A 20,154-nucleotide genomic window follows, 5' to 3' on the forward strand; every position below is an offset into this window, starting at 1 on the left:
ACCCCTCCCGGTCGGGCTCGTCGTACGAGGGCCGACCGGGCCGTTCGTCAGTCCAGGACTCCGAGGTCCTGGCGGGCCGCCGGGACCTCCACCGTGCCCCGGTCGTCGACGAACGTCTGGATCGTGAACATCGGCGTGCCGTCCAGCGGCAGCGCCAGGGTCCGCGACGCGTACACCTTGCCGCCGGAGACCGGTTCCACGGTCAGCGCGTAGGAGCCCTTGAGGCCCTCCGGGACCAGGTCGGTGATGGCCTGCGTCGTGCCCGCCTTGACCGTGACCGTCCTCGACACCGGCGTGCCCCCGCCCGAACCGGCCGAGGCCGTGATCTTGACCTGGGCCGCCGCGCCGGGCGCCGTCAGGGAGAGCGTGGAGCCCTTGGCCCGGTTGTCGGCGACCGTCGCGCGGGCGACGACCGGGGCCGTCGCCGGCAGGAACGCGATCTCGGTGTCCGCTCCCTTGCCCCGGACCACCCGGAGGGCGGCGACGACCGGCGTCGGCTTCTTCGGGTCGCTCGGGGTGAGCAGCAGGGAACCCGCCGAGCCCCGGGTGAGGCCCGGCAGGTCGACGAAGGCCGTCATCCCGGACTTCACATGGAGGGTGTCGGTGCCGGCCGGGACGATCGTGCCACTGGTGGTGGCCAGCTGGACCTTGAGGTCGGCGTCGTCGTCGCCGGGGACGAAGGCCACCAGGCGTACCGAGGTCGCGTCTCCCGGGATGCCGGGGAGCACGACGCTGCTCGCCGGGTCGGCGGCGGCCGGGAGCCAGTCGCTGCCGAGCTTCTCGTCGGCGGCGGCGATGGCGGCGCCGATCCGGCCGCTGCGGGTGCTGACGTGGACGGTGACGTCCTGCTGGGCCGCCTCGCCGGTGAGGGTGGGCAGGAGGACCGGGACCGTGGAGCGGGCGGGGACCGGGATGCCCTCGGTGAACTGGGACTTGAGCGCGCCCTCGGGGCCGTACAGCTCGATGTCGACGACGGCGGCCGTGTCGTCGGGGTTGGTGAGGTGGACGTAGTCCTGGCGTTCCTTGGCGGTGGAGGCGGCCGGGAACCAGAAGTCGGTGTCGGGGGCGCCGCAGCCGAGGCCGAGGAGGCCGCGCGCGCCGCCCGCCGGGACGACGGTGGTCTGCTGGACGGTCCAGCCCGGGGCGAGGGTGCCGGTCGCCGCGCCGGTCAGGGCGGGCGCGGCGGAGCCGTCCGCCTCGGCGGTCACCGGCTTGCCCGGGGCGGTGACGGTGGCCGGGGCCTTGGGGGCCTTGGCCTTCTTGCCGCCCTTGGCGGTGCCGCCGGAGGTCGTCGTGTTCACGGCGGGCCGCAGCTGGGCGGTGGGCTGCTCGGTCTTCCCGGACCCGCCGCCCTTCGCCGCGCCCGAGCCCGTACCCGTACCCGTACCCGCGATCGTGCTCGGCGGGGTGTACGAGGTGTACAGGGTCTCGGCCACCTCGGAGGTGCTCGGCACCGGGCAGACCAGGCCGGCGCGCTGCACCGGCAGGCGGGTGGCGGCCTTGGCCTCGGGGGCCGCCGGGCCGTCCGGGGTGGTGAGGGAGGCGAAGCCGGTGACGGCGGCGAGGGCCGTGGCGCCCGCGATCAGGGAGAGGGTGGTGCGCTTCACTGGTTGCTGCTCCCGTCGGGACGCTGCTCGGGCTCGTGGCCCTGGGGGTATCCGTAGCCGTAGTTGTACGGGTCGTACTGCTGAGGGTCGTACGGGGGCTGCTGCCCGTCGTACTGCTGGCCGTACCCGGGCTGCTGCTCGTAGCCGGGCTGGCCCCCGTACGGCTGCTGCTGCTGGTCGTAGCCCTGCTGGGGGTACGTGTACGGCTGCTGCTGGTACGGGTCGGCCGTGTACTCCTGCTGACCCTGGTAGTAGCCCTGCTCGGCGTACGCCTGCTGATCCTGGGCCTGGGCCTGGGCGTACGCGGGGTCGTAGCCGTTGCCGTTGCCGTCCCACTCCTGGGGCTCGTACGCCTGCTGCTCCGGGATCGGGGCCGGTTCCTGATCCGGCTCCTGTTCCTGTTCCCGGGCGGTCCCGGATTCGGCCTCGGCCTCCGCCTCGGCGGCGGCGCGGAGCCGGCGGGCCCGGCGGCCGTCGCCCTCGGTCGCCTGGGCGGGGATGGCGAGCTCCTCCTCCGGCAGGTCGTCGTCGATCTCACGGCGCCGGCCGGGCAGGGCGAGTACGAGCAGGACGACGGCGAGGCCGACCTGGGCCCAGATCCACGCGGTGTGCGTGAGCGGCTGGTCGTACGTGAGGTCGAGGCGGCCGCCCTGGGCGGGGAGTTCGAAGCCCTGGGCCCAGCCGTCGACGGTGGTGCGGGTGAGTTCCCGGCCGTCGAGGGTGGCGGTCCAGCCCTCGTCGGCGCGGTCGGCGAGCCGCAGGACGCGGCCGGCGGGGCCGGCGGGGACCGTGGTGTGCGCCTCGACGGGGCCCGCGGCGACGGCGACCGGCTCGGATCCCTTGGCGGGCTCCGTCGTTCCCCCGGTCGTCTTGGCGGCCGGCGGGACGATCATCACGCGGGCGATCTCGCGGTCCACGCGCCAGAGGGCGCTGCCGTCGAGCTGGCTGAGGCGGCTGAGCCCGGGGGTGGAGTCGAGCACGCGGCTCATCTGGCGCGGCGCCCCGTCCCGTACGAGCACGTAGCGGATCGCGTAGCCGCTGAGTTCCTGCGTCTGGTCGGCGCCGGAGCCCGCGACCAGGTGGGCGACGACGTCGTCGAGGCGCGGGTCGCCCTCGGCCGCCGCCGTGAGTTCGGCGTCTCCGAGGCGGGCGCCGGAGCCGCGGACCAGGGTGTAGGCGACCTCGCCGGGCGCGCCCGCGCCGAGCACGAGGGTGCGGGGCTGGTCGCGGGTGGCGCTCTCCTCGGCGACGAAGGCCGGGACCTGGACCGGGTCGCGCCGGGTCAGCGGGCCGTCGGCGCCGCCGATCATCCAGCCGACGGCGGCGACGGCCGGGCCGAGGGCGCAGGCGAGGGCGATGAGGGCGGCGACGGGCTGGCGCCAGCCGAAGCCGTGGGCGGCGACGCGGGTGCGTCCGCCCTCGGCGCCGATCATGCCGGCGGCGATGAGGGCTGCGCCGTAGACGAGGGTGGCGGGTCCGGCCCAGCCGGTGCCGCCGGCGCCGTTGGACAGGGCGGCGAAGAGGAGGCCGGCGAGGGCGGCGGCCCAGGCGGCGCGGACGGCGAGCTGCCGCTCCTCGCGGAGCAGTCCGGCCAGGGCGGCGAGGACGAGACCGGCCAGCAGGAGGCCGCCGGTGGTGCCGGGGCCGCCGGGGCTGGTGCCGAGCAGGTCGAGCGCGGTGGCCGTGCCCGTACGGATGTCGAGGCCGGCCTCGCGCAGGAAGGCCGCGGGGTCGGTGAGAAGGGTGAGCGACCAGGGCGCGAGGACGAGCAGCGGGGTGCCGACGGCGGCGAGGAAGCGCAGGCCGTACGCCGTGATGTCGGAGCGGCGCACCACGAGCACGCCGATGCCGAGGAGGACGGCGAGCGGCCAGACGACCGGGGTGAACGCGGTCGCGAAGGTCAGCAGGAAGGTGTACGCCCAGGTGGCGCGCCAGCTGCCCCGGTCGGGCCGGTTGAAGCCGTGGGCGGAGACGGCGGCGCGGGCCGTCAGCGGGAGCAGGACGGCGAGGACGGCGGTGCCGAGCCGGCCGGTGGCGAGGGCCCCGGTGGCGGCGGGCAGGAAGGCGTAGGCGATGGCGCCCCAGGCGCGGAGCAGCCGGGACTCGACGATGCCTCGGGCGGCGAAGTACGCGGTGAAGCCGGCGAGCGGGACCGAGCAGACGAGCAGCAGGGTCAGCGCGGTGGAGGTGGAGCCGAGGAAGAGCGCGGAGAGCGCGGCGAGCACAGCGAGGTAGGGCGGGGCGGTCTGGGTGCCGCCGGTGCCGAGGGCGTGCCAGCTGTCGGCGTAGCGCGACCAGAGGCCGGAGACGGTGTCGGGGGCGGGCAGCAGGGCGCCGCCCGCGAGGGAGCCGCCGGCGAAGAGGTTGCGGCAGGCGACGAGGGAGATGAGGAGCAGGAGGGCGAAGAGGACCGGGCCGGGCTTGCGGGCGATCTTCTTGAGCCGGGCGAACTGCTCGATCTCCAGGTAGTCGGCGTCGTCGCCGCCGGGGCCCGACTCGATGACGCCGTGGCGGGAGCCGCCGGACTCGGCCTCGGAGCCGCCGAAGTTGGCGGTGAACTGCTCGACGGCGGCGCGGACGGTGGCGCCGGGCGGCGGGAACAGCGGGCGGAGTTCGCTCGCCGGGACTTCGGGGTTCTTGCGGCGTTTGCGGGCGGCGAGGATCTTCTCGGGCCGCAGCAGGGTGGCGAGGAGGCCCATGACCTCGTCGACGGCCTGGCCGGGGACCTTGCCGACGAGGTAGGCGAGGGTGCGGAGCAGGGTGCTGAGGACGAGCCGGAGCAGGACGTACGGGAGTGCGGCGCCCCGGGTGTTGGCGAGGAGGGTGTAGACGGCGCCGGCCTTGTCGACGCGGTGCGGGTTGGCGGCGGTCCGGCCGGCGCAGTCGACGGTGCGGCGCTCGCGGGCGGAGGCCTCGGCGTGCCGGAGGACGGCGTCGGGGGCGATGAGGACGCGGTGGCCGGCGGAGTGGGCGCGCCAGCACAGGTCGACGTCGTCGCGCATGAGGGGCAGCCTGCGGTCGAAGCCGCCGAGTTCCTCGAAGACGTCGCGGCGGACGAGCATGCCGGCGGTGGAGACGGAGAGGACGGAGCGGACCTGGTCGTGCTGGCCCTGGTCCTGCTCGCGGCGGTCGAGCCCGGTCCAGCGGCGTCCGCTGCGGGCGATGGAGACGCCGGTCTCCAGGAGCTGCTTCCGGTCGTACCAGCCGCGCAGCTTGGGGCCGATGACGGCGGCGTCCGCGTCGGAGTCGGCGACGCGCAGGAGTTCGGCGAGGGCGCCGTGCTCGGGGGCGCAGTCGTCGTGGAGGAGCCAGAGCCACTGGACCGGTTCGCCGTGCGGGAGTTCGGGGAGGTCGTAGGCGCCGTCGTCCCAGGTGCGGCTGACGGGGTCCCAGCCGCTGGGGCGCTTCAGGTAGGGCAGGTCCTCGGGTCCGAGCACAGGCGCGGTGCGCGCGGCCTCCTCGACGGCGGCGCCGAAGCCGGTGCGGCGCGCGAGGTGCAGGACGCGGTCGGCACCGACGGCGTCGGCGAGGAGCTGCGCCGAGTCGTCGGCGCTGCCGGTGTCGGCCGCGACCACGTTCTGCACGGGGCGTTCCTGGGCGAGCAGCCCGGCGAGGGCGTCCGGCAGCCAGCGGGCGCCGTCGTGGGTGACGAGCACGGCGGTGACGACGTGTCGCGGAAACTCAGGAGTTGAGGACATCGAGCTACGGGCCCTCCGGCCGGGGTCGCCCGCGGGGGGCGTGGGGTGCGTCTCGGACGGAGGCCCACACTAACGGCTGTGCGCGGAGCGGTCCGACGCCCTGTGGACAGAGCGGGCGGAAGGGCTCCGGAAGGCTTTCCGTACAAAACAAGCAGAACGGTCCGCCACCTGTGGATGAAGCACAGGGGGCGGACCGTTCGCCTGGTCTCCGTGTTCCCGGTGTGCGCGCAGTGGCGCGCGGGGCCCGGCGGGTTTCCCGCCGTTCAGACGGCGGCCTTCTTCAGGCGGCGCCGCTCGCGCTCGGAGAGACCGCCCCAGATGCCGAAGCGCTCGTCGTTCTGCAAGGCGTATTCGAGGCATTCGGAGCGGACCTCGCAGGCGAGGCAGACCTTCTTGGCCTCGCGGGTCGAGCCGCCCTTCTCGGGGAAGAAGGACTCGGGATCGGTCTGGGCGCACAGCGCGCGCTCCTGCCAGCCGAGTTCTTCGTCCGCGTCCTCGACCAGCAGTTCCTGGAACAACTCGGTCATGTGCGCCCCTCGTCTGTTCTGTGCGTCCCCGTGGTCTTGCCGTTGCGAACCCGGCCGAACGACACGAGTGAAATTACAAGTTCGTGCTCTGCGCGAGTCAAGCGGAGATCTGCTATCGGGCCCCGTATTCACTCTGCGGAACCAAGCCTATGCGGAAAGTGTTCAAATCACCAAAAACATGACACATGCCACCAACCTGGGTGCACCGCGCGGCCCTCACGAGAAAGGACGTCCGAGACTCGGATCCTGTTGCGATCCAGCCATGGAAGCGATCCTGATCACAGCCCGATCATGGACCGGTCCATGTTTACGGGCGCGGTTGCAGCGCCATGTTGCCTGGTCCGGGCCTGAACAAACCTTTCTCCGGGCACTGTAACCGGATGAGGTGAAACATTACCCCCAAATCGGGCATTGAGTTGACAGTCGGGTGCGCTTCCGGCCACCTTTGGTGGCATGCCAGCGACCACAGCGCCCGCCGCGACCCACAGCCGTGGGTTCCGCCGCGCTGTCCAGGCGCGCTGTTGCTGTTGCTGTTCCAGCTGTTGATGCCCTAGAGCTCCAGCTTCTTCTCCCAGCGTCACCCTGCGTCACTCGCGTCACGTCTCTTCCGTGACCCTCCACCGCTTCTGTTTCTGCTGAGGAACCTCCCCACCCATGAACATGGACAGCGACCTTCAGATCGCCGGCGACATCCTCGAGGTCCCGCACCTCCTCCAGCCCGAGCGCGCCCACCCCGAGACGGTGGCCGAGTTCACCGGCCTCGCGCGCTCGATCGCCGCCGACCGCGCCCAGTGGGCCCCGTACGTCGAGTACGACGCCACCACCCGCTGGTACCACCGGCTCCGCACGGGCCCCGGCTACGAGGTGTGGCTGCTCTCCTGGGTGCCGGGCCAGGGCAGCGGGCTCCACGGCCACGGCCTCTCCTCCGGCGTGCTGACCGTCCTGGAGGGCGAGCTGACGGAGCGTACGGACCGGGGCGGGCGGACGCTCGCGCCGGGCGGGGAGCGGGTGTTCGCGCCCGGCTACGTCCACGAGGTCGTCAACGACTCCCTCGAACCGGCCGTCAGCCTGCACGTCTACTTCCCCGGCCTCACCGAGATGCCGATGCACGAGTCGCCGCGCGAGCAGTGCGCTCCGGTCGAGGCGGAGGCGTCCGGCGCGTCCGGCGCCCCGGCCGCCCCTGGGGTCGTCGTCGGCTGACCGCCTGACAGACTGCCGTACATGCGCATTGTGGTTCTGGCCGGCGGCATCGGTGGTGCCCGTTTCCTTCGCGGCCTCAAGCAGGCCGCGCCTGACGCGGAGATCACGGTCATCGGCAACACCGGTGACGACATCCATCTCTTCGGGCTGAAGGTCTGCCCCGACCTGGACACGGTGATGTACACCCTCGGCGGTGGCATCAACGAGGAGCAGGGCTGGGGACGTACGGACGAGTCCTTCACCGTCAAGGAGGAGCTCGCGGCGTACGGGGTCGGACCCGAGTGGTTCGGCCTCGGCGACCGGGACTTCGCCACCCACATCGTCCGTACGCAGATGCTCGGCGCCGGCTACCCGCTGAGCGCCGTCACCGAGGCGCTGTGCGCCCGCTGGCAGCCCGGCGTACGACTCCTCCCCATGTCCGACGACCGGGTCGAGACGCATGTGGCGATCGAGGTCGACGGCGAGCAGCGCGCGGTGCACTTCCAGGAGTACTGGGTGAAGCTGCGCGCCTCCGTCGACGCGAAGGCGATCGTGCCGGTCGGCGCGGAGGCCGCGAAGCCCGCGCCGGGCGTCCTGGAGGCCATCGCCGAGGCGGACGTCATCCTCTTCCCGCCGTCCAACCCCGTCGTCAGCGTCGGGACGATCCTCGCCGTGCCCGGCATCCGTGACGCGATCGTCGCGGCCAAGGCGCCCGTCGTGGGCCTCTCCCCCATCGTCGGCGACGCGCCCGTGCGCGGCATGGCCGACAAGGTCCTCGCGGCGGTCGGCGTGGAGTCCACGGCGGCGGCCGTCGCCGAGAACTACGGCTCCGAACTCGTCCACGGCTGGCTCGTCGACACCGTCGACGCGGGCGCGGTCGCGGCCGTCGAGGCGGCGGGCATCCGCTGCCGGGCGGTGCCGCTGATGATGACCGACGTCGAGGCGACCGCCGCGATGGCGCGGGAGGCCCTGGCGCTCGCCGAGGAGGTCCGCGGGTGACCGCCGTACCGCCCTCCTACCGTGTCTGGGCGCTGCCCGGACTGCCCGAGGTCGCGGCCGGTGACGACCTGGCCAAGCTGATCGCCTCCGTCTCGCCGGAACTCGTCGACGGGGACGTCCTCCTCGTCACGTCCAAGATCGTGAGCAAGGCCGAGGGGCGGGTGATCGCCGCCGACGACCGCGAGGAGGCCATCGACGCCGAGACGGTACGGGTGGTGGCCCGGCGCGGTCCGCTCCGGATCGTCGAGAACCGGCAGGGGCTCGTCATGGCCGCCGCCGGGGTCGACGCCTCCAACACCCCCGCCGGAACCGTGCTGCTGCTGCCCGAGGACCCCGACGCCTCGGCGCGCCGCATCCGTTCGGGGCTGCGCGAGGCGCTCGGTGTCGAGGTCGGCGTCGTCGTCACGGACACCTTCGGGCGGCCCTGGCGCAGCGGGCTCACCGACGTCGCGATCGGGGCGGCCGGGGTGCGGGTCCTCGACGACCTGCGCGGCGGGACCGACGCGTACGGCAATCCGCTGAGCGCGACCGTGGTCGCCACCGCCGACGAACTCGCCGCCGCCGGTGACCTGGTGAAGGGCAAGGCGAACGGCCTGCCGGTCGCCGTCGTACGCGGACTGCCGCACGTGGTGGCCGGGGACGAGGAGCCGGGGGCGCGGGCGCTGGTGCGCGGCGCCGCCGACGACATGTTCCGGCTCGGCACGTCGGAGGCCGTACGGGAGGCGGTGACGCTGCGCCGGACGGTACGGGAGTTCACCGACGAGCCGGTCGACCCGGGCGCGGTACGGCGTGCGGTCGCCGCGGCCGTGACCGCACCGGCCCCGCACCACACCACGCCGTGGCGGTTCGTACTCCTGGAGTCCGCGGCCTCGCGGGTCCGGCTGCTCGACGCCATGCGGGACGCGTGGATCGCGGACCTGCGGCGGGACGGGAAGTCCGAGGAGTCCATCGCGAAGCGGGTCCGGCGCGGGGACGTGCTGCGCAACGCGCCCTACCTGGCCGTGCCCTGTCTCGTCATGGACGGCTCCCACCACTACGGCGACCCGCGCCGGGACGCCGCCGAGCGCGAGATGTTCGTGGTGGCGGCGGGCGCGGGCGTGCAGAACTTCCTGGTGGCGCTCGCCGGTGAGCGGCTGGGCTCGGCATGGGTGTCCTCGACGATGTTCTGCCGGGACGTCGTACGGGAGGTCCTCGACCTGCCGGCCGGGTGGGACCCGCTGGGCGCGGTGGCCATCGGGCATGCGGCGGGGGCGCCCAGGGAACGGGCGGCGCGGTCGGCCTCGGAGTTCGTCGAGGTGCGCTGAGGGGGTGCGGGCGGCCCACCCGGGGAGGCCGAAGGGCCTGTTCCGGGGCGGGGGCGGGCACTATCCTGCCGTCTCGGCCAAGTGCGACAGGGGGGCCATGTCCACGTCCAACACCTCGAATCTCAGGTGCTGCATCGTCTGCGCGATGCCGATCTCCCCGAAGAAGCTCGTCCTCGTCCGTGACGGGCGGCCGGCGCACCGCGCCTGCCGCCCGGTGACCGGAGTGCCCGTCAAGGTCGCCGCCGCGGCCGCTGCCGCCGCGGCGGCGGCAGCTCCGAAGCCCGCGAAGCCGATGAGCCGGGGCGAAATGCTGCGCAGGATCGAGCAGTTGCGCAAGCGGGACGCGCAGAAGCCGGGGACGGCCTCGAAGCGGACGGCTGCGAAGGGAACGGCTGCGAAGGGAACGGCACCGGCCAAGGCCGGGAGGCCGGTGGCTGCGAAGAAGGCGGCCGGGAAGAAGGCGGCTGGGAGGCCGGTGCCTGTGCCTGTGCCTGTGCCTGTGAAGAAGGTGGCCGGGAAGAAGGCGGCCCCCGAGCGGGTGTCCTCCGCAGGGCGGAGTCGGGTGCGGTCCGGGGGCTCTCCTGCCGCGCAGCCCCAGCCGTACTACGGCGTGGAGATGAAGTCGGTCGGCGGCCGGTGGGTGCAGATGCACCCGGATTCCGAGTAGCGGTAGCGGCGGCGGAGGCCCCGTACCGCTAGATCCCGGTGATGTCGCCCGGGGTCATCCGCGGCGCCCTGCGGGGCGGGATCCGGCCGCTGAGGAGGATCAGGCGGGCCGCGCGGTGGCGTTGGCCCGCGTACGGGGCCAGCAGGTCCAGCATCGCCTCGTCGTCGGCCGCACGGTCGCCCGCGAGGGCCCAGCCGACGATGCCCGGGAGATGCAGGTCGCCGGTGGTGACCTCGTCGGGGGCGCCGTTGCTGCGCTGGATCGTCTCGGCGCTCGTCCAGGGGCCGATGCCCGGGATCAGTTCCAGGCGCGCGCGTGCCGCCGGCGGGTCCATGTGCGCGGCCTCCTCAAGCCGGGCCGCCACCCTCGCCGCGCGGACGATCGTGGCCGCGCGTTTGCCGTCGACGTTCGCGCGGTGCCACTCCCAGGACGGAATCCGCGTCCACGCGCGCGCGTCCGGCATGACGTACATCCCGTCCGGTGCCGGGCCCGGGGCCGGTTCGCCGTACTTCCGTACGAGCAGCCGCCACGACCCGTAGGCCTCGTTCGTCGTGACCTTCTGCTCCAGGACCGACGGGATCAGCGACTCGAGGACCAGGCCGGTGCGGGTGAGGCGCAGGCCCGGGCGGCGGCGGTGGGTCGCCAGGAGCAGCTTGTGGCGGGGGACGAAGGCGGTCGGATCGTCCTCGGCGCCGAGGAGCGCCGGGAGGCGGTCCAGGAGCCAGGCGGCTCCCGGGCCCCACGCCTCCGACTCCGTACCCGTACCCGTACCGGAACCCGTAGCGGTCGCGCGGATCCGGAGCGTGCCGGGGCCCTCGGGGGTGCGGGTGGCCCGCCATACGGAGCCGTCGGGGGTCACGCGGAAGGTGGGGTCGGCGGGGCCGCGGCGGAGGGGGCCGAGGGTGAGGCCGAGATCCAGGGGGGCGGCCTCGGTGAGGTTCTCGTTCTCGGCGAGGTCTTCCGTGGCCGCCGCGTCCGTGACGGGGACGGGGACGGGGACGGGGGTGTGGCCGCCGCGGACCGTGGTGCGGGTGGGTTCGAGGGGGAAGCGGCCGGCCATGGGTACGAGCGTAGCCGGGTGGGCTCGCGCGCCGCCTGTAACGGGGGGCACAGGCCGGCGCGGGGGCGCGCCGGCCCGGGCAAGCGGGCGGGTTACTGGTCCGACGAGAAGCGGACCGAGCCCGCCGGGAGGGTCGCGTCGCACCAGACGCGGACACCGTCCCTCAGTTCGTTGTCGGCGCCGATCTGCGCCCCGTCGCCGATGACCGCGCCCGTGAGGACCGTACGCGCCCCGATGCGCGCGCCCGCGCCGATCAGGGAGTCGGTGATCACCGCGCCCGCTTCGACGACCGCGCCCGCGAGGAGCGTGGAGCCGGAGATACGGGCGCCCTCGCCGACCACCGCGTCCGCGCCGACGACCGTACCGCCGGTCAGCTTGGCGTCCGCGGCGACGCGGGCCGTCGGCAGGACCAGGCGGTCGCCGCAGCGGCCCGGGACCGCCGGGCTGGGCGCGCGGCCCAGGACCAGGTCCGCGGAGCCGCGCACGAAGGCCTGCGGGGTGCCGAGGTCCAGCCAGTACGTGGAGTCGACCATGCCCTGGAGGTGCGCCCCGGAGGACAGGAGCTCCGGGAAGGTCTCGCGCTCGACCGAGACCGGTCGGCCGGTCGGGATCGAGTCGATCACCGAGCGCTTGAAGACGTACGCGCCCGCGTTGATCTGGTCGGTGACGATCTCCTCGGGCGTCTGCGGCTTCTCCAGGAAGGCCGTGACGCGGCCGGTGGCGTCCGTGGGGACCAGGCCGAACGCGCGGGGGTCCTCGACGCGGGTGAGGTGCAGCGAGACGTCCGCGCCGGAGGAGGAGTGGGTCGCCACGAGGGCCTGGATGTCGAGGCCCGTGAGGATGTCCCCGTTGAAGATCAGGACCGGTTCGTCGGGGCCCGAGCGCAGCCGGGAGGCCACGTTGCGTATCGCGCCGCCGGTGCCGAGCGGCTCCTCCTCGGTCACGTACTCCAGGCTCAGTCCGAGGGCCGAGCCGTCACCGAAGTGCGGCTCGAAGACCTCGGCGAGGTAGGAGGTGGCGAGCACGATGTGCTCGACGCCGGCGGCGCGGGCACGGGCCAGCTGGTGCGTCAGGAAGGGGACGCCCGCCGCCGGGACCATGGGTTTGGGCGTGTTGACCGTGAGCGGTCGCAGCCGTGTTCCCTTGCCACCGACCAGGAGGATCGCTTCTGTCACCTTGTCGTCTCTGCTTCCTGTTCGGGGCTCGGTCAGCTCGCCCGGCTCGGTCGTCCGTGCGATATGACCGGTCAGTTTATGCAGATGGTTGCCCCGATGACCCCATCCGCGACCTCATCCCGCCTTCCCCGGCGCCTTCCCCGGCTCCGTCCCCGGTGCCTTCCCCGGCACCTCAGGGCCTTCCCTGGTACTTCGCCGAGCTCGCGCGGGCGGTTCCGAGCTTGCCGTACAGGCGTGCGCCGGGGCACTCCGTGGCGAATCCGTCGCGGTGTCCGGCGATGGAGTTGAGCCGGACCTTCGTGCCCTTCTTGTACAGGTTTCCGCCGCCCGAGACGAGGTACGAGGTCCCCTTCGGGTTCACCCCGTGGAGCCCGAGCTTCCAGGCCGTGAGGCGGGCCACGGCGGTCACCACGGCGGCCGGCGGGTTGGTACGGGTGAACGTGCCGAGGACGGCGATGCCCATGCTGTTCGTGTTGAAGCCGAGGGTGTGCGCACCGAGGACGGGCTTGGCCACGCCGCCCGCCCGGCCCTCGTAGATGTTCCCGCACTTGTCGATGGCGAAGTTGTAGCCGAAGTCCCTCCACCCGCTGCTCTTGACGTGGTAGCGGTAGATGCTGCGCAGGACGGAGGGGGCCTGGCGGCAGGTGTAGTTGTTGCCGGTCGCGCTGTGGTGCACGAAGGCCGCCTTGATGGTGTTCGTGTAGACGAAGCCCTTCTCGCGGAGCCCCTCGTCCGCGCCCCAGCCCTTGCGCGTGATGATCTTGGGTCGAGCGCCGATGAACGGCTTCGAGGCCACCGCGCCGGCCTGCACGGACTGCGCTTCGGGAGCGGAGGGGGATGAGGGGGCCTTCGCCTCCTGTGACATCGGCAGCGGGAGCGGGAGCGGCAGGTGCTGGACCGTCAGCTCCGTCGCCGCCTTCGACAGCGCCGGGATCCAGGCGGCGCCGTACGGGGCGAGCTGCGCGTTGACCGCGCCGGCGGCAGCCTCGGCGGCGCTCGCGCCGGCCTGGGCGACCGGGGTGGGCACGGCGGAGAGCGCGGCGGCGCGGGTCACGGAGGGGGCTCGGGCGGCCGTACGAGGCACGGGGGCGCTCCCTGACGTACCGGGCGCGGCGGCGGCACCCTCGTCCGTACCCGGCTCGGAAGCCCCGTCAGCCGTACCCGGCTCGGCAGCGTCCTCCGTCGTGCCCGGTGCCGGTGTGGCCGCCGGGTCCTCCCCCGGGTCCACCAGTTCCAGCCGCAGCCCCTCGGGGAGCGTCTCCTCCCCCCGTACCCGGATCTCCACGCCGTCCGAGTCGCCCACCCACAGCGGGGCCGTGGAGCCCTTGAGCGCGCGTCCCTCACCCTCCGCCGTGTCGGGGTCGGCGCCGTGCTCCTCGTTGTGGGTCTCGACGTCCTGCCACTCCGACCAGGCCCCGCCGCCGGTGGCCCGGGTGCGGACCTGAACGGTGCCGTGCAGGACGGCCTTCGGGTCGTCCCAGACGACGCCGACGAGCGAGAAGGGTCTGACGTCGCGCCGGGTGAGTCCCTGCTCGCCCGAGCCGTCCGTCCCGCCGCCCAGGGCCCGTGACGCGTCGCCGAGCGGGGCCAGCGGCAGGGACTGGGTGGAGCCGGGGAGTTCGGGTGCGGGTGGCTGCGCCGAGACCGCCGGTGGCAGTCCGAGCGCCGAGGGCACCACGGCCGCCGCGGGGACGGCGAGGGAGACCGGCAGGGCGAGGACCGCCGCGCAGGTGACGGCGATCGAGGAGGCGAGTGAGGCACGCATGGGCCGATCGTGCGTACCCGTGGGCCGTTCCGCTCGCCGGGAACCGGCCGGGAAACTGACGGGCCGTCGGGCCGACCGGTGGACGGCGTCACCGGTACGGCGGACCCGCGCGCGGCCGTCCGCGTACGCTGTCCGGCGTGAACGCCAGCGACCGCACCCCCGCCGACCTGCTGCGATCCGCGCTCGCCGCGGACCCGGCCCGCCCCTTCGTCACCTTCTACGACGACGCCACCGGTGAACGGGTGGAATTGTCCGTCGCCACCTTCGCCAATTGGGTGGCCAAGACGGCGAACCTGCTCCAGGGCGAACTGTCCGCCGAGCCGGGCGACCGGCTGGCGCTGCTGCTGCCGGCGCACTGGCAGACGGCCGTCTGGCTGCTGGCCTGCTCCTCCGCCGGGGTGACCGTGGAGATCGGCGGCGACCCGGCGGACGCGGACCTCGTCGTCGCGGGTCCCGACACGCTGGAGGCGGGCCTCGCCTGTTCCGGGGAGCGGATCGCGCTCTCCCTGGCACCGCTGGGCCGCCGGTTCCCCGTGGCGCCCGCCGGGTACGCGGACTACGCGGTCGAGGTGCCGAGCCAGGGCGACCGCTTCGCCCCGTTCGTACCGGTCGATCCGGGCGCTCCGGCCCTCGTCGTCGACGGTACGGAGCGCGACGGCGCGGGGCTCGTCGAGCGGGCGCACGCGGACGCGGCGACGCTCGGCCTGACCGCCGGCTCGCGACTGCTCTCGGGACTCGGGTACGGGGACTGGGAGGGGCTCTCGGCCGGTCTGTACGCACCCCTCGCGGCGGGCGGGTCGGTGGTCCTGTGCCGGAATCTGGACCGGCTCGCGCCCGAGGGCCTGGAGAAGCGGGTGGAGAGCGAGCGGGTGACCCACTCGGCTCTCTGAGCCGGCCCGGCCGCCCGCCGCCTCCGGCACAAGCCACCGCGCACCCGGGCGCCGGTTCACCCCCTCGTTCGGCCTAGCGCCGCGCCGAGTTCCCGCGTCCGTGTGCCCCGTCCGGTACATGATCGGCCGGGAGGAGTCGCCTCCTTCCGCACAACCATGCCTCGGGTTCGGCCGTCTCCTTCTACGACCGGCGGCCGCCCGGCGCGCCGCCGACGCCATGAAGGACGGACTCAGACGTGACGGACCGCGCGGGCACGCCCGCCGAACCGGATCCCCCGGCAACGGAGGACGCGGCGCCCGGTGCTCCGGAGGCGCCGCGCCGACGCCACTGGCTGCGGTGGACCGCGCTCGGCGTCTCGTTCGCGGTGCTGGCCGCCGCCGGGGTCGGCTGGTGGTTCTACCGGAAGCTCGACGGCAACATCACCACGGACACCACCGCCGAGACCGAACTGCGGAAGTACGAGAAGGAGCGCCCGCCGGCGGGCACGTCCGCCGCCCGGAACATCCTGCTCATCGGTTCGGACACCCGGTCGGGGGACGGGAACCGCAAGTACGGCAAGGACGTGGGCACCCAGCGCTCCGACACGACGATCCTGCTGCACCTCGCGGCGGGGAAGACGAGCGCGACCGCCGTCTCCCTCCCCCGCGACCTGATGGTGACGATCCCGAGCTGCCGCAAGCCCGACGGGACGCGGACCCGGGAGCAGTTCGCGCAGTTCAACTGGGCCTTCGAGTTCGGCGGTGCGGCCTGCTCGATCCGTACCGTCGAGAAGCTGACCGGGATCCGGGTGGACCACCACATGGTGATCGACTTCCGGGGCTTCAAGAAGATGGTGGACGCGGTCGACGGGGTCGAGGTCTGCCTCAAGGAGCCGGTGAACGACCCGGACGCGAAGCTGAAGCTGCCCGCGGGGCGTCAGACGCTCCACGGCGAGCAGGCCCTCGGATTCGTACGGGCCAGGAAGTCGATCGGCGACGGCAGCGACACCGAACGCATGGACCGCCAGCAGCAGTTCCTCGGCGCCCTCGTCAACAAGGTGCAGAGCGACGGGGTGCTGCTGAACCCGACGAAGCTCTATCCGGTTCTGGACGCGGCCACCAAGTCCCTCACCACGGACCCCGGGCTCGACTCGCTGCGGGACCTGTACGACCTGGCGCGCTCGATGCGGGCGATCCCGACGGAGAAGGTGCAGTTCCTCACGGTGCCGCGCCGCTCCTACCGATACGACGCGAACCGGGATGAACTGGTACAGCCTGCGGCGAGTCAACTCTTCAAGCAGCTACGGGAGGACAAGCCCGTAGTGGTGACGCCGGGCGGCGAGAAGAAGCCGGGCTCGGACGGGAAACCGGACGACGCGGACACCCCGACGCCCGCCGCGACCCCGACGTTCACGGGGCGGAGCGCGGCGGAAGGTGTGTGCTCCTAGAGGGGGTCGCGGAGGGCATGGGTAAAGGGCGAACCAAGGGGAGGGTGGGGAGGGATGAGGTTTGAGCAAATTGCCCGGTTGTAAGGGGCGTGGAATTTGTCACGCGCGTCGCCCCACGCTGAACTGGGCCGATAGTGTGACGCGATCCGGTGCACCCCGACCGCGTGGTCGCACTCACCAAGGATCGAACGACCGAGAGAGCGGCGCCCTGCGGGGGAGGCGCCCCGCGTGGCACCGACGGAGGACTCGAGTAACCGTGGACGCGCACAGCCGTGGACGGGCGGACGAGATCGACCCCGCCGACCAGTGGGTCCTCAACCCGCGAACGGGCAACTACGAACTGCGACTGGACCACTCCGCTGGGCAGTCGCGGGCTCCGTCCGCCACCCGTAGATCCGCCGCACCCGTACCCGCGCCCACCCCGGCCGAAACCCCGGTCGAGGTGCCCGTCCCCGGCCAGCGCCGCCGCCGGCTCGCCGACCAGGACGGCGAAGGGCAACAGCCCCCCGCGAGCCGCCGCAAGCGCAAGCAGGGCGCGTCCCGCAAGAAGAAGGTCCTGCTGTGGACGGGCGGCACGATGGCCCTCGTCCTCATCGGCGGCGCGACCGGGGCGTACCTGCTCTACAACAAGCTCGACGGCAACATCGCGGTCATCGACCCCATCGGCAACGAGAGCAAGGGCTTCCGCAAGGGCGAGGCCTTCAACGTCCTGATCATCGGCACCGACAAGCGGACCGGCGAGGGCAACGCCGGCTACGGCGACAAGGACAGCCCCGGCCACGCGGACACCACGATCCTCTTCCACGTCTCCAAGGACCGGACGAACGCCACGGCGCTCTCCATCCCGCGCGACCTGATGACGACGATCCCCGAGTGCCAGTCGCGGCAGAGCGACGGGAGCATCCTCACCATCCCCGGCCAGGAGAAGGCCCGTTTCAACGTGAGCCTCGGCCAGGGCGGTCGCGACCCCGGCTGCACCATGCGCACCGTCAAGGAACTGACCGGCCTGACCGTCGACCACTTCATGATGGTCGACTTCAACGCCGTCAAGGAACTGACCACCGCCGTCGGCGGCGTGAAGGTCTGCGTCGAGAAGCCCGTCGACGACCCGAAGTCGCACCTGAAGCTGCCGGCCGGCGAATCGGTCATCGAGGGCGAGAAGGCGCTCGCCTTCGTCCGTACCCGCTCCAGCTTCGGCAACAAGAGCGACCTCGACCGGATCAAGGTCCAGCAGCAGTTCCTCGGCTCGATGATCCGGCAGATGAAGTCGAACGAGACGCTCACCAGCCCGACGAAGCTGTACGACCTCGCCGAGGCGGCGACGAGCGCGCTCACCGTCGACAAGGGCATAGGGTCCCTCGGCAAGCTGGAGGACATGGCCAAGGAGCTGGCCGGGATCGACACGAAGAACATCTCCTTCGCGACGCTCCCGGTCATCGACAACCCCGACGAGCCCAAGCCCATCACCGTGGTGCCGAATCCGACGCAGGCACCGCAGCTCTTCGCCGCGCTCCAGGCCGACGTGTCGCTCACCGAGGTGAAGAAGAAGGAGCAGAACGCCAAGAACGCCCAGGCGCAGGCCCAGGCGAAGCTCCTCCAGGGGACGCGCGCCGAGGCCTCCGCCGTGCGCGTCGACGTCTACAACGGCAGCGGCATCCGGGGCGCGGCCCAGTCGACCATCAACTGGCTGCAGAACGAGCAGGGCGTCAACCGCTCCACCAACAAGAGCAACGCCCCCGAGAAGGCGGCGAAGACCACGCTCACCTACGCACCGAACCAGGCCGATCAGGCCCGCAAGCTCGCGGACATGATGGGTCTGCCGGCCACGGCGCTCAAGCCGGGCACGCAGGACGCCGGAGTACGCGAGCCCATGACGCTCGTCCTCGGTGCCGACTTCAAGGGCGCGGGGGTGCCCGTCAACGGCCCGGTGAAGGCGCCGGACGTCGAAAAGGTAGAAGCTGACAAGCAGGTGTGCGCCAAGTGACCCGGAAACACCGGGTCCTGGCGCGTTTCTGACTGACGAGGGGACCTGGGGTGGGACAGAACAGCGTGCGTGGGGAGGGAACACGGGGACGTGTTCCGCGCGCCCGTGAACTGGGCTGGGACGACGAGCTGTACGGCGCCGGTGAGGCCACCGGCGCCGGCGGCGAGACGCCCGACGAGTCCGAGGCGGCCGGCACGCCGACCCGCGCCGAACGCAGGCGCGGCGCGGCGGCCGGTGGCGGGGCGAGCGAGGCCGACAGCCGGGCGGGCCACCGCCGCGGCGGCTCCCGGCGCGCCAAGAAGGCCGGCAAGCGCAAGGTGCTGCGCTGGGTGGCGATCACGATGTCGGTGCTGATACTCGGCACGGCCGGCGCCGGATACCTGTACTACGAGCACCTCAACAGCAACATCCGCAGCGGCGGACGGGCCGGCGGCGAGAGCGGCGTGAAGAAGGCGGCGCCGAACGCGCTGGGCGACACCCCGCTGAACATCCTGCTGATCGGCTCGGACAGCCGGGCGGACGAGAAGAACATCGCCCTGGGCGGCGGCCGGAACGACAAGGACCGCAAGCCGCTCGCCGACGTGCAGATGCTGCTGCACGTCTCGGCGGACCGCGAGAACGCCTCGATCGTCTCCATACCCCGTGACACGGTCGTCCCGATCCCGGAGTGCAAGGACAAGAACGGCGAGACCTTCGCCGCCACGACCAACCGGCCGATCAACGAGAGCCTCCAGCGCGGCGGCCCCGGCTGCACCCTCACCACCTGGGAGAGCATCACCGGGGTCTACATCGACCACTGGCTGATGGTCGACTTCGCCGGCGTGGTGGCGATGGCAGACGAGGTCGGCGGCGTCCCCGTCTGCGTCAAGACCGGCGTGTACGACAAGTCCACCGCCAGGGTCAAGGGCGGCTCCGGGCTGAAGCTGAAGAAGGGCACCACCGATGTCCAGGGCACGCAGGCCCTCCAGTGGCTGCGGACCCGGCACGCGTTCGGCAGCGATCAGAACCGCGCCAAGGCCCAGCACATGTACCTCAACGGCATGATGAAGAAGCTCCAGAGCCAGAACGCGTGGACCGACACCGGGCGGCTCACGGGGCTGGCCGAGACCGCCACGAGCGCGCTTCAGGTCTCCGACGAGCTCAAGAGCGTGAAGAAGCTCTTCGACCTGTCGATGCAGCTCAAGAACGTGAAGATCGACCGCCTCACGACGGCGACGGTCCCGACGGTGGCCTATCCGGCGAACAAGGACGCGTGGCTGGAGATGGTCCCGGCGTCGGCCGACAAGATGTGGACGATGCTCCGTGACGACGTCGCCCTCGACAAGAACGGAGGCAAGGCCGCCAAGCCGAAGGCGACCGCCTCCGCGAAGCCCAAGACGCCTGCGGAGGCCCCCGGTTCCCTCGCCGTGACCGTCGTGAACGGCACCGACGGCGACGGCCAGGCCGCCACGGAGGGCCGCGCCCGCACGATCACCGAGGTCCTCCGGGGCAAGGGCTTCACCCGGGCCGAGTCCTTCAAGAAGGGCAGCGGCCGCAAGGACACCCTGCTCAGCTACCCCAAGGCGGACGGCGACCAGGGCAAGGCGAACGCCCTGTCGGTGGCCAAGGCGCTCGGGCTGCCGGACTCGGCCGTCCACGCCTCCGCCGAGGCGCAGGGCCTCACGCTCGTCATCGGATCGGACTGGCGCGAGGGCAACACGTTCAAGAGGCCGACGACGGTCGCGGGCGATCTGCCCGACGGCGCCGACGACAAGTCGTCCTGCATGGACGTCTACTCGGTCTACCAGTGGGACGGGAAGAGCTGACCGCTCCTCCCCCGCACACGGCGACGGCCGGACCCCTCGGGGTCCGGCCGTCGCCGTTTCGCAGCTC

14 protein-coding genes are annotated in these 20,154 nt (G+C 72.8%); 8 read left to right on the top strand and 6 right to left on the bottom strand.

The annotated features are described in order from the left end of the window. Positions 1–47: 47 nt before the first annotated feature. The 3 genes from V4Y03_RS12575 to V4Y03_RS12585 all read right to left on the bottom strand — a co-directional run bounded on the left by V4Y03_RS12575 (position 48) and on the right by V4Y03_RS12585 (position 5,832). Positions 48–1,607 carry a DUF5719 family protein gene (locus V4Y03_RS12575; RefSeq protein ID WP_332434972.1) on the bottom strand — a complete coding sequence of 520 codons (1,560 nt, stop codon included), beginning with the start codon at positions 1,605–1,607 and terminating at the stop codon, positions 48–50. Next, positions 1,604–5,305, bottom strand: a complete 3,702-nt coding sequence (locus V4Y03_RS12580; protein ID WP_332434973.1) for a glycosyltransferase family 2 protein — start codon at positions 5,303–5,305, stop codon at positions 1,604–1,606. The genes V4Y03_RS12575 and V4Y03_RS12580 overlap by 4 nt, the downstream gene beginning before the upstream one ends. Before the next feature lie 263 nt (positions 5,306–5,568). Next, complete coding sequence (locus tag V4Y03_RS12585) at positions 5,569–5,832, bottom strand: WhiB family transcriptional regulator (RefSeq protein ID WP_015033978.1); 264 nt, start codon at positions 5,830–5,832, stop codon at positions 5,569–5,571. Positions 5,833–6,486: 654 nt separating this feature from the next. Between V4Y03_RS12585 and V4Y03_RS12590 the strand changes: the two genes are divergently transcribed. From V4Y03_RS12590 to V4Y03_RS12605, 4 genes are all read left to right on the top strand, one after another. Further along, a complete protein-coding gene (locus tag V4Y03_RS12590) occupies positions 6,487–7,032 on the top strand; it encodes a cysteine dioxygenase (RefSeq protein ID WP_317876956.1) in 546 nt (181 codons plus the stop codon). 21 nt (positions 7,033–7,053) lie between these two features. Then, positions 7,054–8,010 carry a 2-phospho-L-lactate transferase gene (cofD, locus tag V4Y03_RS12595; RefSeq protein ID WP_332434974.1) on the top strand — a complete coding sequence of 319 codons (957 nt, stop codon included), beginning with the start codon at positions 7,054–7,056 and terminating at the stop codon, positions 8,008–8,010. Beyond that, on the top strand, positions 8,007–9,314 hold the full coding sequence (locus V4Y03_RS12600; protein ID WP_317876954.1) for a coenzyme F420-0:L-glutamate ligase: 1,308 nt from the start codon (positions 8,007–8,009) through the stop codon (positions 9,312–9,314). Before cofD ends, V4Y03_RS12600 begins: the two co-directional genes overlap by 4 nt. A gap of 145 nt (positions 9,315–9,459) precedes the next feature. Continuing rightward, on the top strand, positions 9,460–9,981 hold the full coding sequence (locus V4Y03_RS12605; RefSeq protein WP_332434975.1) for a hypothetical protein: 522 nt from the start codon (positions 9,460–9,462) through the stop codon (positions 9,979–9,981). Positions 9,982–10,009: 28 nt separating this feature from the next. Here V4Y03_RS12605 and V4Y03_RS12610 read toward each other — a convergent pair whose 3' ends face one another. From V4Y03_RS12610 to V4Y03_RS12620, 3 genes are all read right to left on the bottom strand, one after another. Beyond that, positions 10,010–11,041 (bottom strand): DNA-3-methyladenine glycosylase family protein, encoded by a 1,032-nt coding sequence (locus V4Y03_RS12610; RefSeq protein ID WP_332434976.1) that lies wholly within the window; start codon positions 11,039–11,041, stop codon positions 10,010–10,012. 92 nt (positions 11,042–11,133) lie between these two features. Further along, a complete protein-coding gene (locus V4Y03_RS12615; protein WP_332434977.1) occupies positions 11,134–12,216 on the bottom strand; it encodes an NDP-sugar synthase in 1,083 nt (360 codons plus the stop codon). A gap of 172 nt (positions 12,217–12,388) precedes the next feature. Continuing rightward, positions 12,389–13,981, bottom strand: coding sequence for an N-acetylmuramoyl-L-alanine amidase (locus tag V4Y03_RS12620; RefSeq protein ID WP_332434978.1), 1,593 nt, complete (start codon positions 13,979–13,981; stop codon positions 12,389–12,391). A gap of 137 nt (positions 13,982–14,118) precedes the next feature. Between V4Y03_RS12620 and V4Y03_RS12625 the strand changes: the two genes are divergently transcribed. From V4Y03_RS12625 to V4Y03_RS12640, 4 genes are all read left to right on the top strand, one after another. Further along, on the top strand, positions 14,119–14,871 hold the full coding sequence (locus tag V4Y03_RS12625) for a TIGR03089 family protein (RefSeq protein ID WP_317878174.1): 753 nt from the start codon (positions 14,119–14,121) through the stop codon (positions 14,869–14,871). A gap of 236 nt (positions 14,872–15,107) precedes the next feature. Continuing rightward, positions 15,108–16,298 carry an LCP family protein gene (locus tag V4Y03_RS12630; protein ID WP_317878175.1) on the top strand — a complete coding sequence of 397 codons (1,191 nt, stop codon included), beginning with the start codon at positions 15,108–15,110 and terminating at the stop codon, positions 16,296–16,298. A gap of 256 nt (positions 16,299–16,554) precedes the next feature. Continuing rightward, complete coding sequence (locus V4Y03_RS12635) at positions 16,555–18,282, top strand: LCP family protein (RefSeq protein WP_332434979.1); 1,728 nt, start codon at positions 16,555–16,557, stop codon at positions 18,280–18,282. A gap of 50 nt (positions 18,283–18,332) precedes the next feature. Then, on the top strand, positions 18,333–20,087 hold the full coding sequence (locus V4Y03_RS12640; protein WP_443079779.1) for an LCP family protein: 1,755 nt from the start codon (positions 18,333–18,335) through the stop codon (positions 20,085–20,087). Positions 20,088–20,154: the final 67 nt, after the last annotated feature.

It is taken from the genome of Streptomyces sp. P9-A4 (assembly GCF_036634195.1).
Classification (GTDB): domain Bacteria; phylum Actinomycetota; class Actinomycetes; order Streptomycetales; family Streptomycetaceae; genus Streptomyces.

Excerpts from the sequence above, each read along its gene's own strand:
- V4Y03_RS12610 (WP_332434976.1), bottom strand. The coding sequence starts at position 11,041 with ATGGCCGGCCGCTTCCCCCTCGAACCCACCCGCACCACGGTCCGCGGC.
- V4Y03_RS12590 (WP_317876956.1), top strand. The coding sequence starts at position 6,487 with ATGAACATGGACAGCGACCTTCAGATCGCCGGCGACATCCTCGAGGTC.
- cofD (WP_332434974.1), top strand. The coding sequence starts at position 7,054 with ATGCGCATTGTGGTTCTGGCCGGCGGCATCGGTGGTGCCCGTTTCCTT.
- V4Y03_RS12620 (WP_332434978.1), bottom strand. The coding sequence starts at position 13,981 with ATGCGTGCCTCACTCGCCTCCTCGATCGCCGTCACCTGCGCGGCGGTC.
- V4Y03_RS12585 (WP_015033978.1), bottom strand. The coding sequence starts at position 5,832 with ATGACCGAGTTGTTCCAGGAACTGCTGGTCGAGGACGCGGACGAAGAA.
- V4Y03_RS12605 (WP_332434975.1), top strand. The coding sequence starts at position 9,460 with ATGCCGATCTCCCCGAAGAAGCTCGTCCTCGTCCGTGACGGGCGGCCG.
- V4Y03_RS12580 (WP_332434973.1), bottom strand. The coding sequence starts at position 5,305 with ATGTCCTCAACTCCTGAGTTTCCGCGACACGTCGTCACCGCCGTGCTC.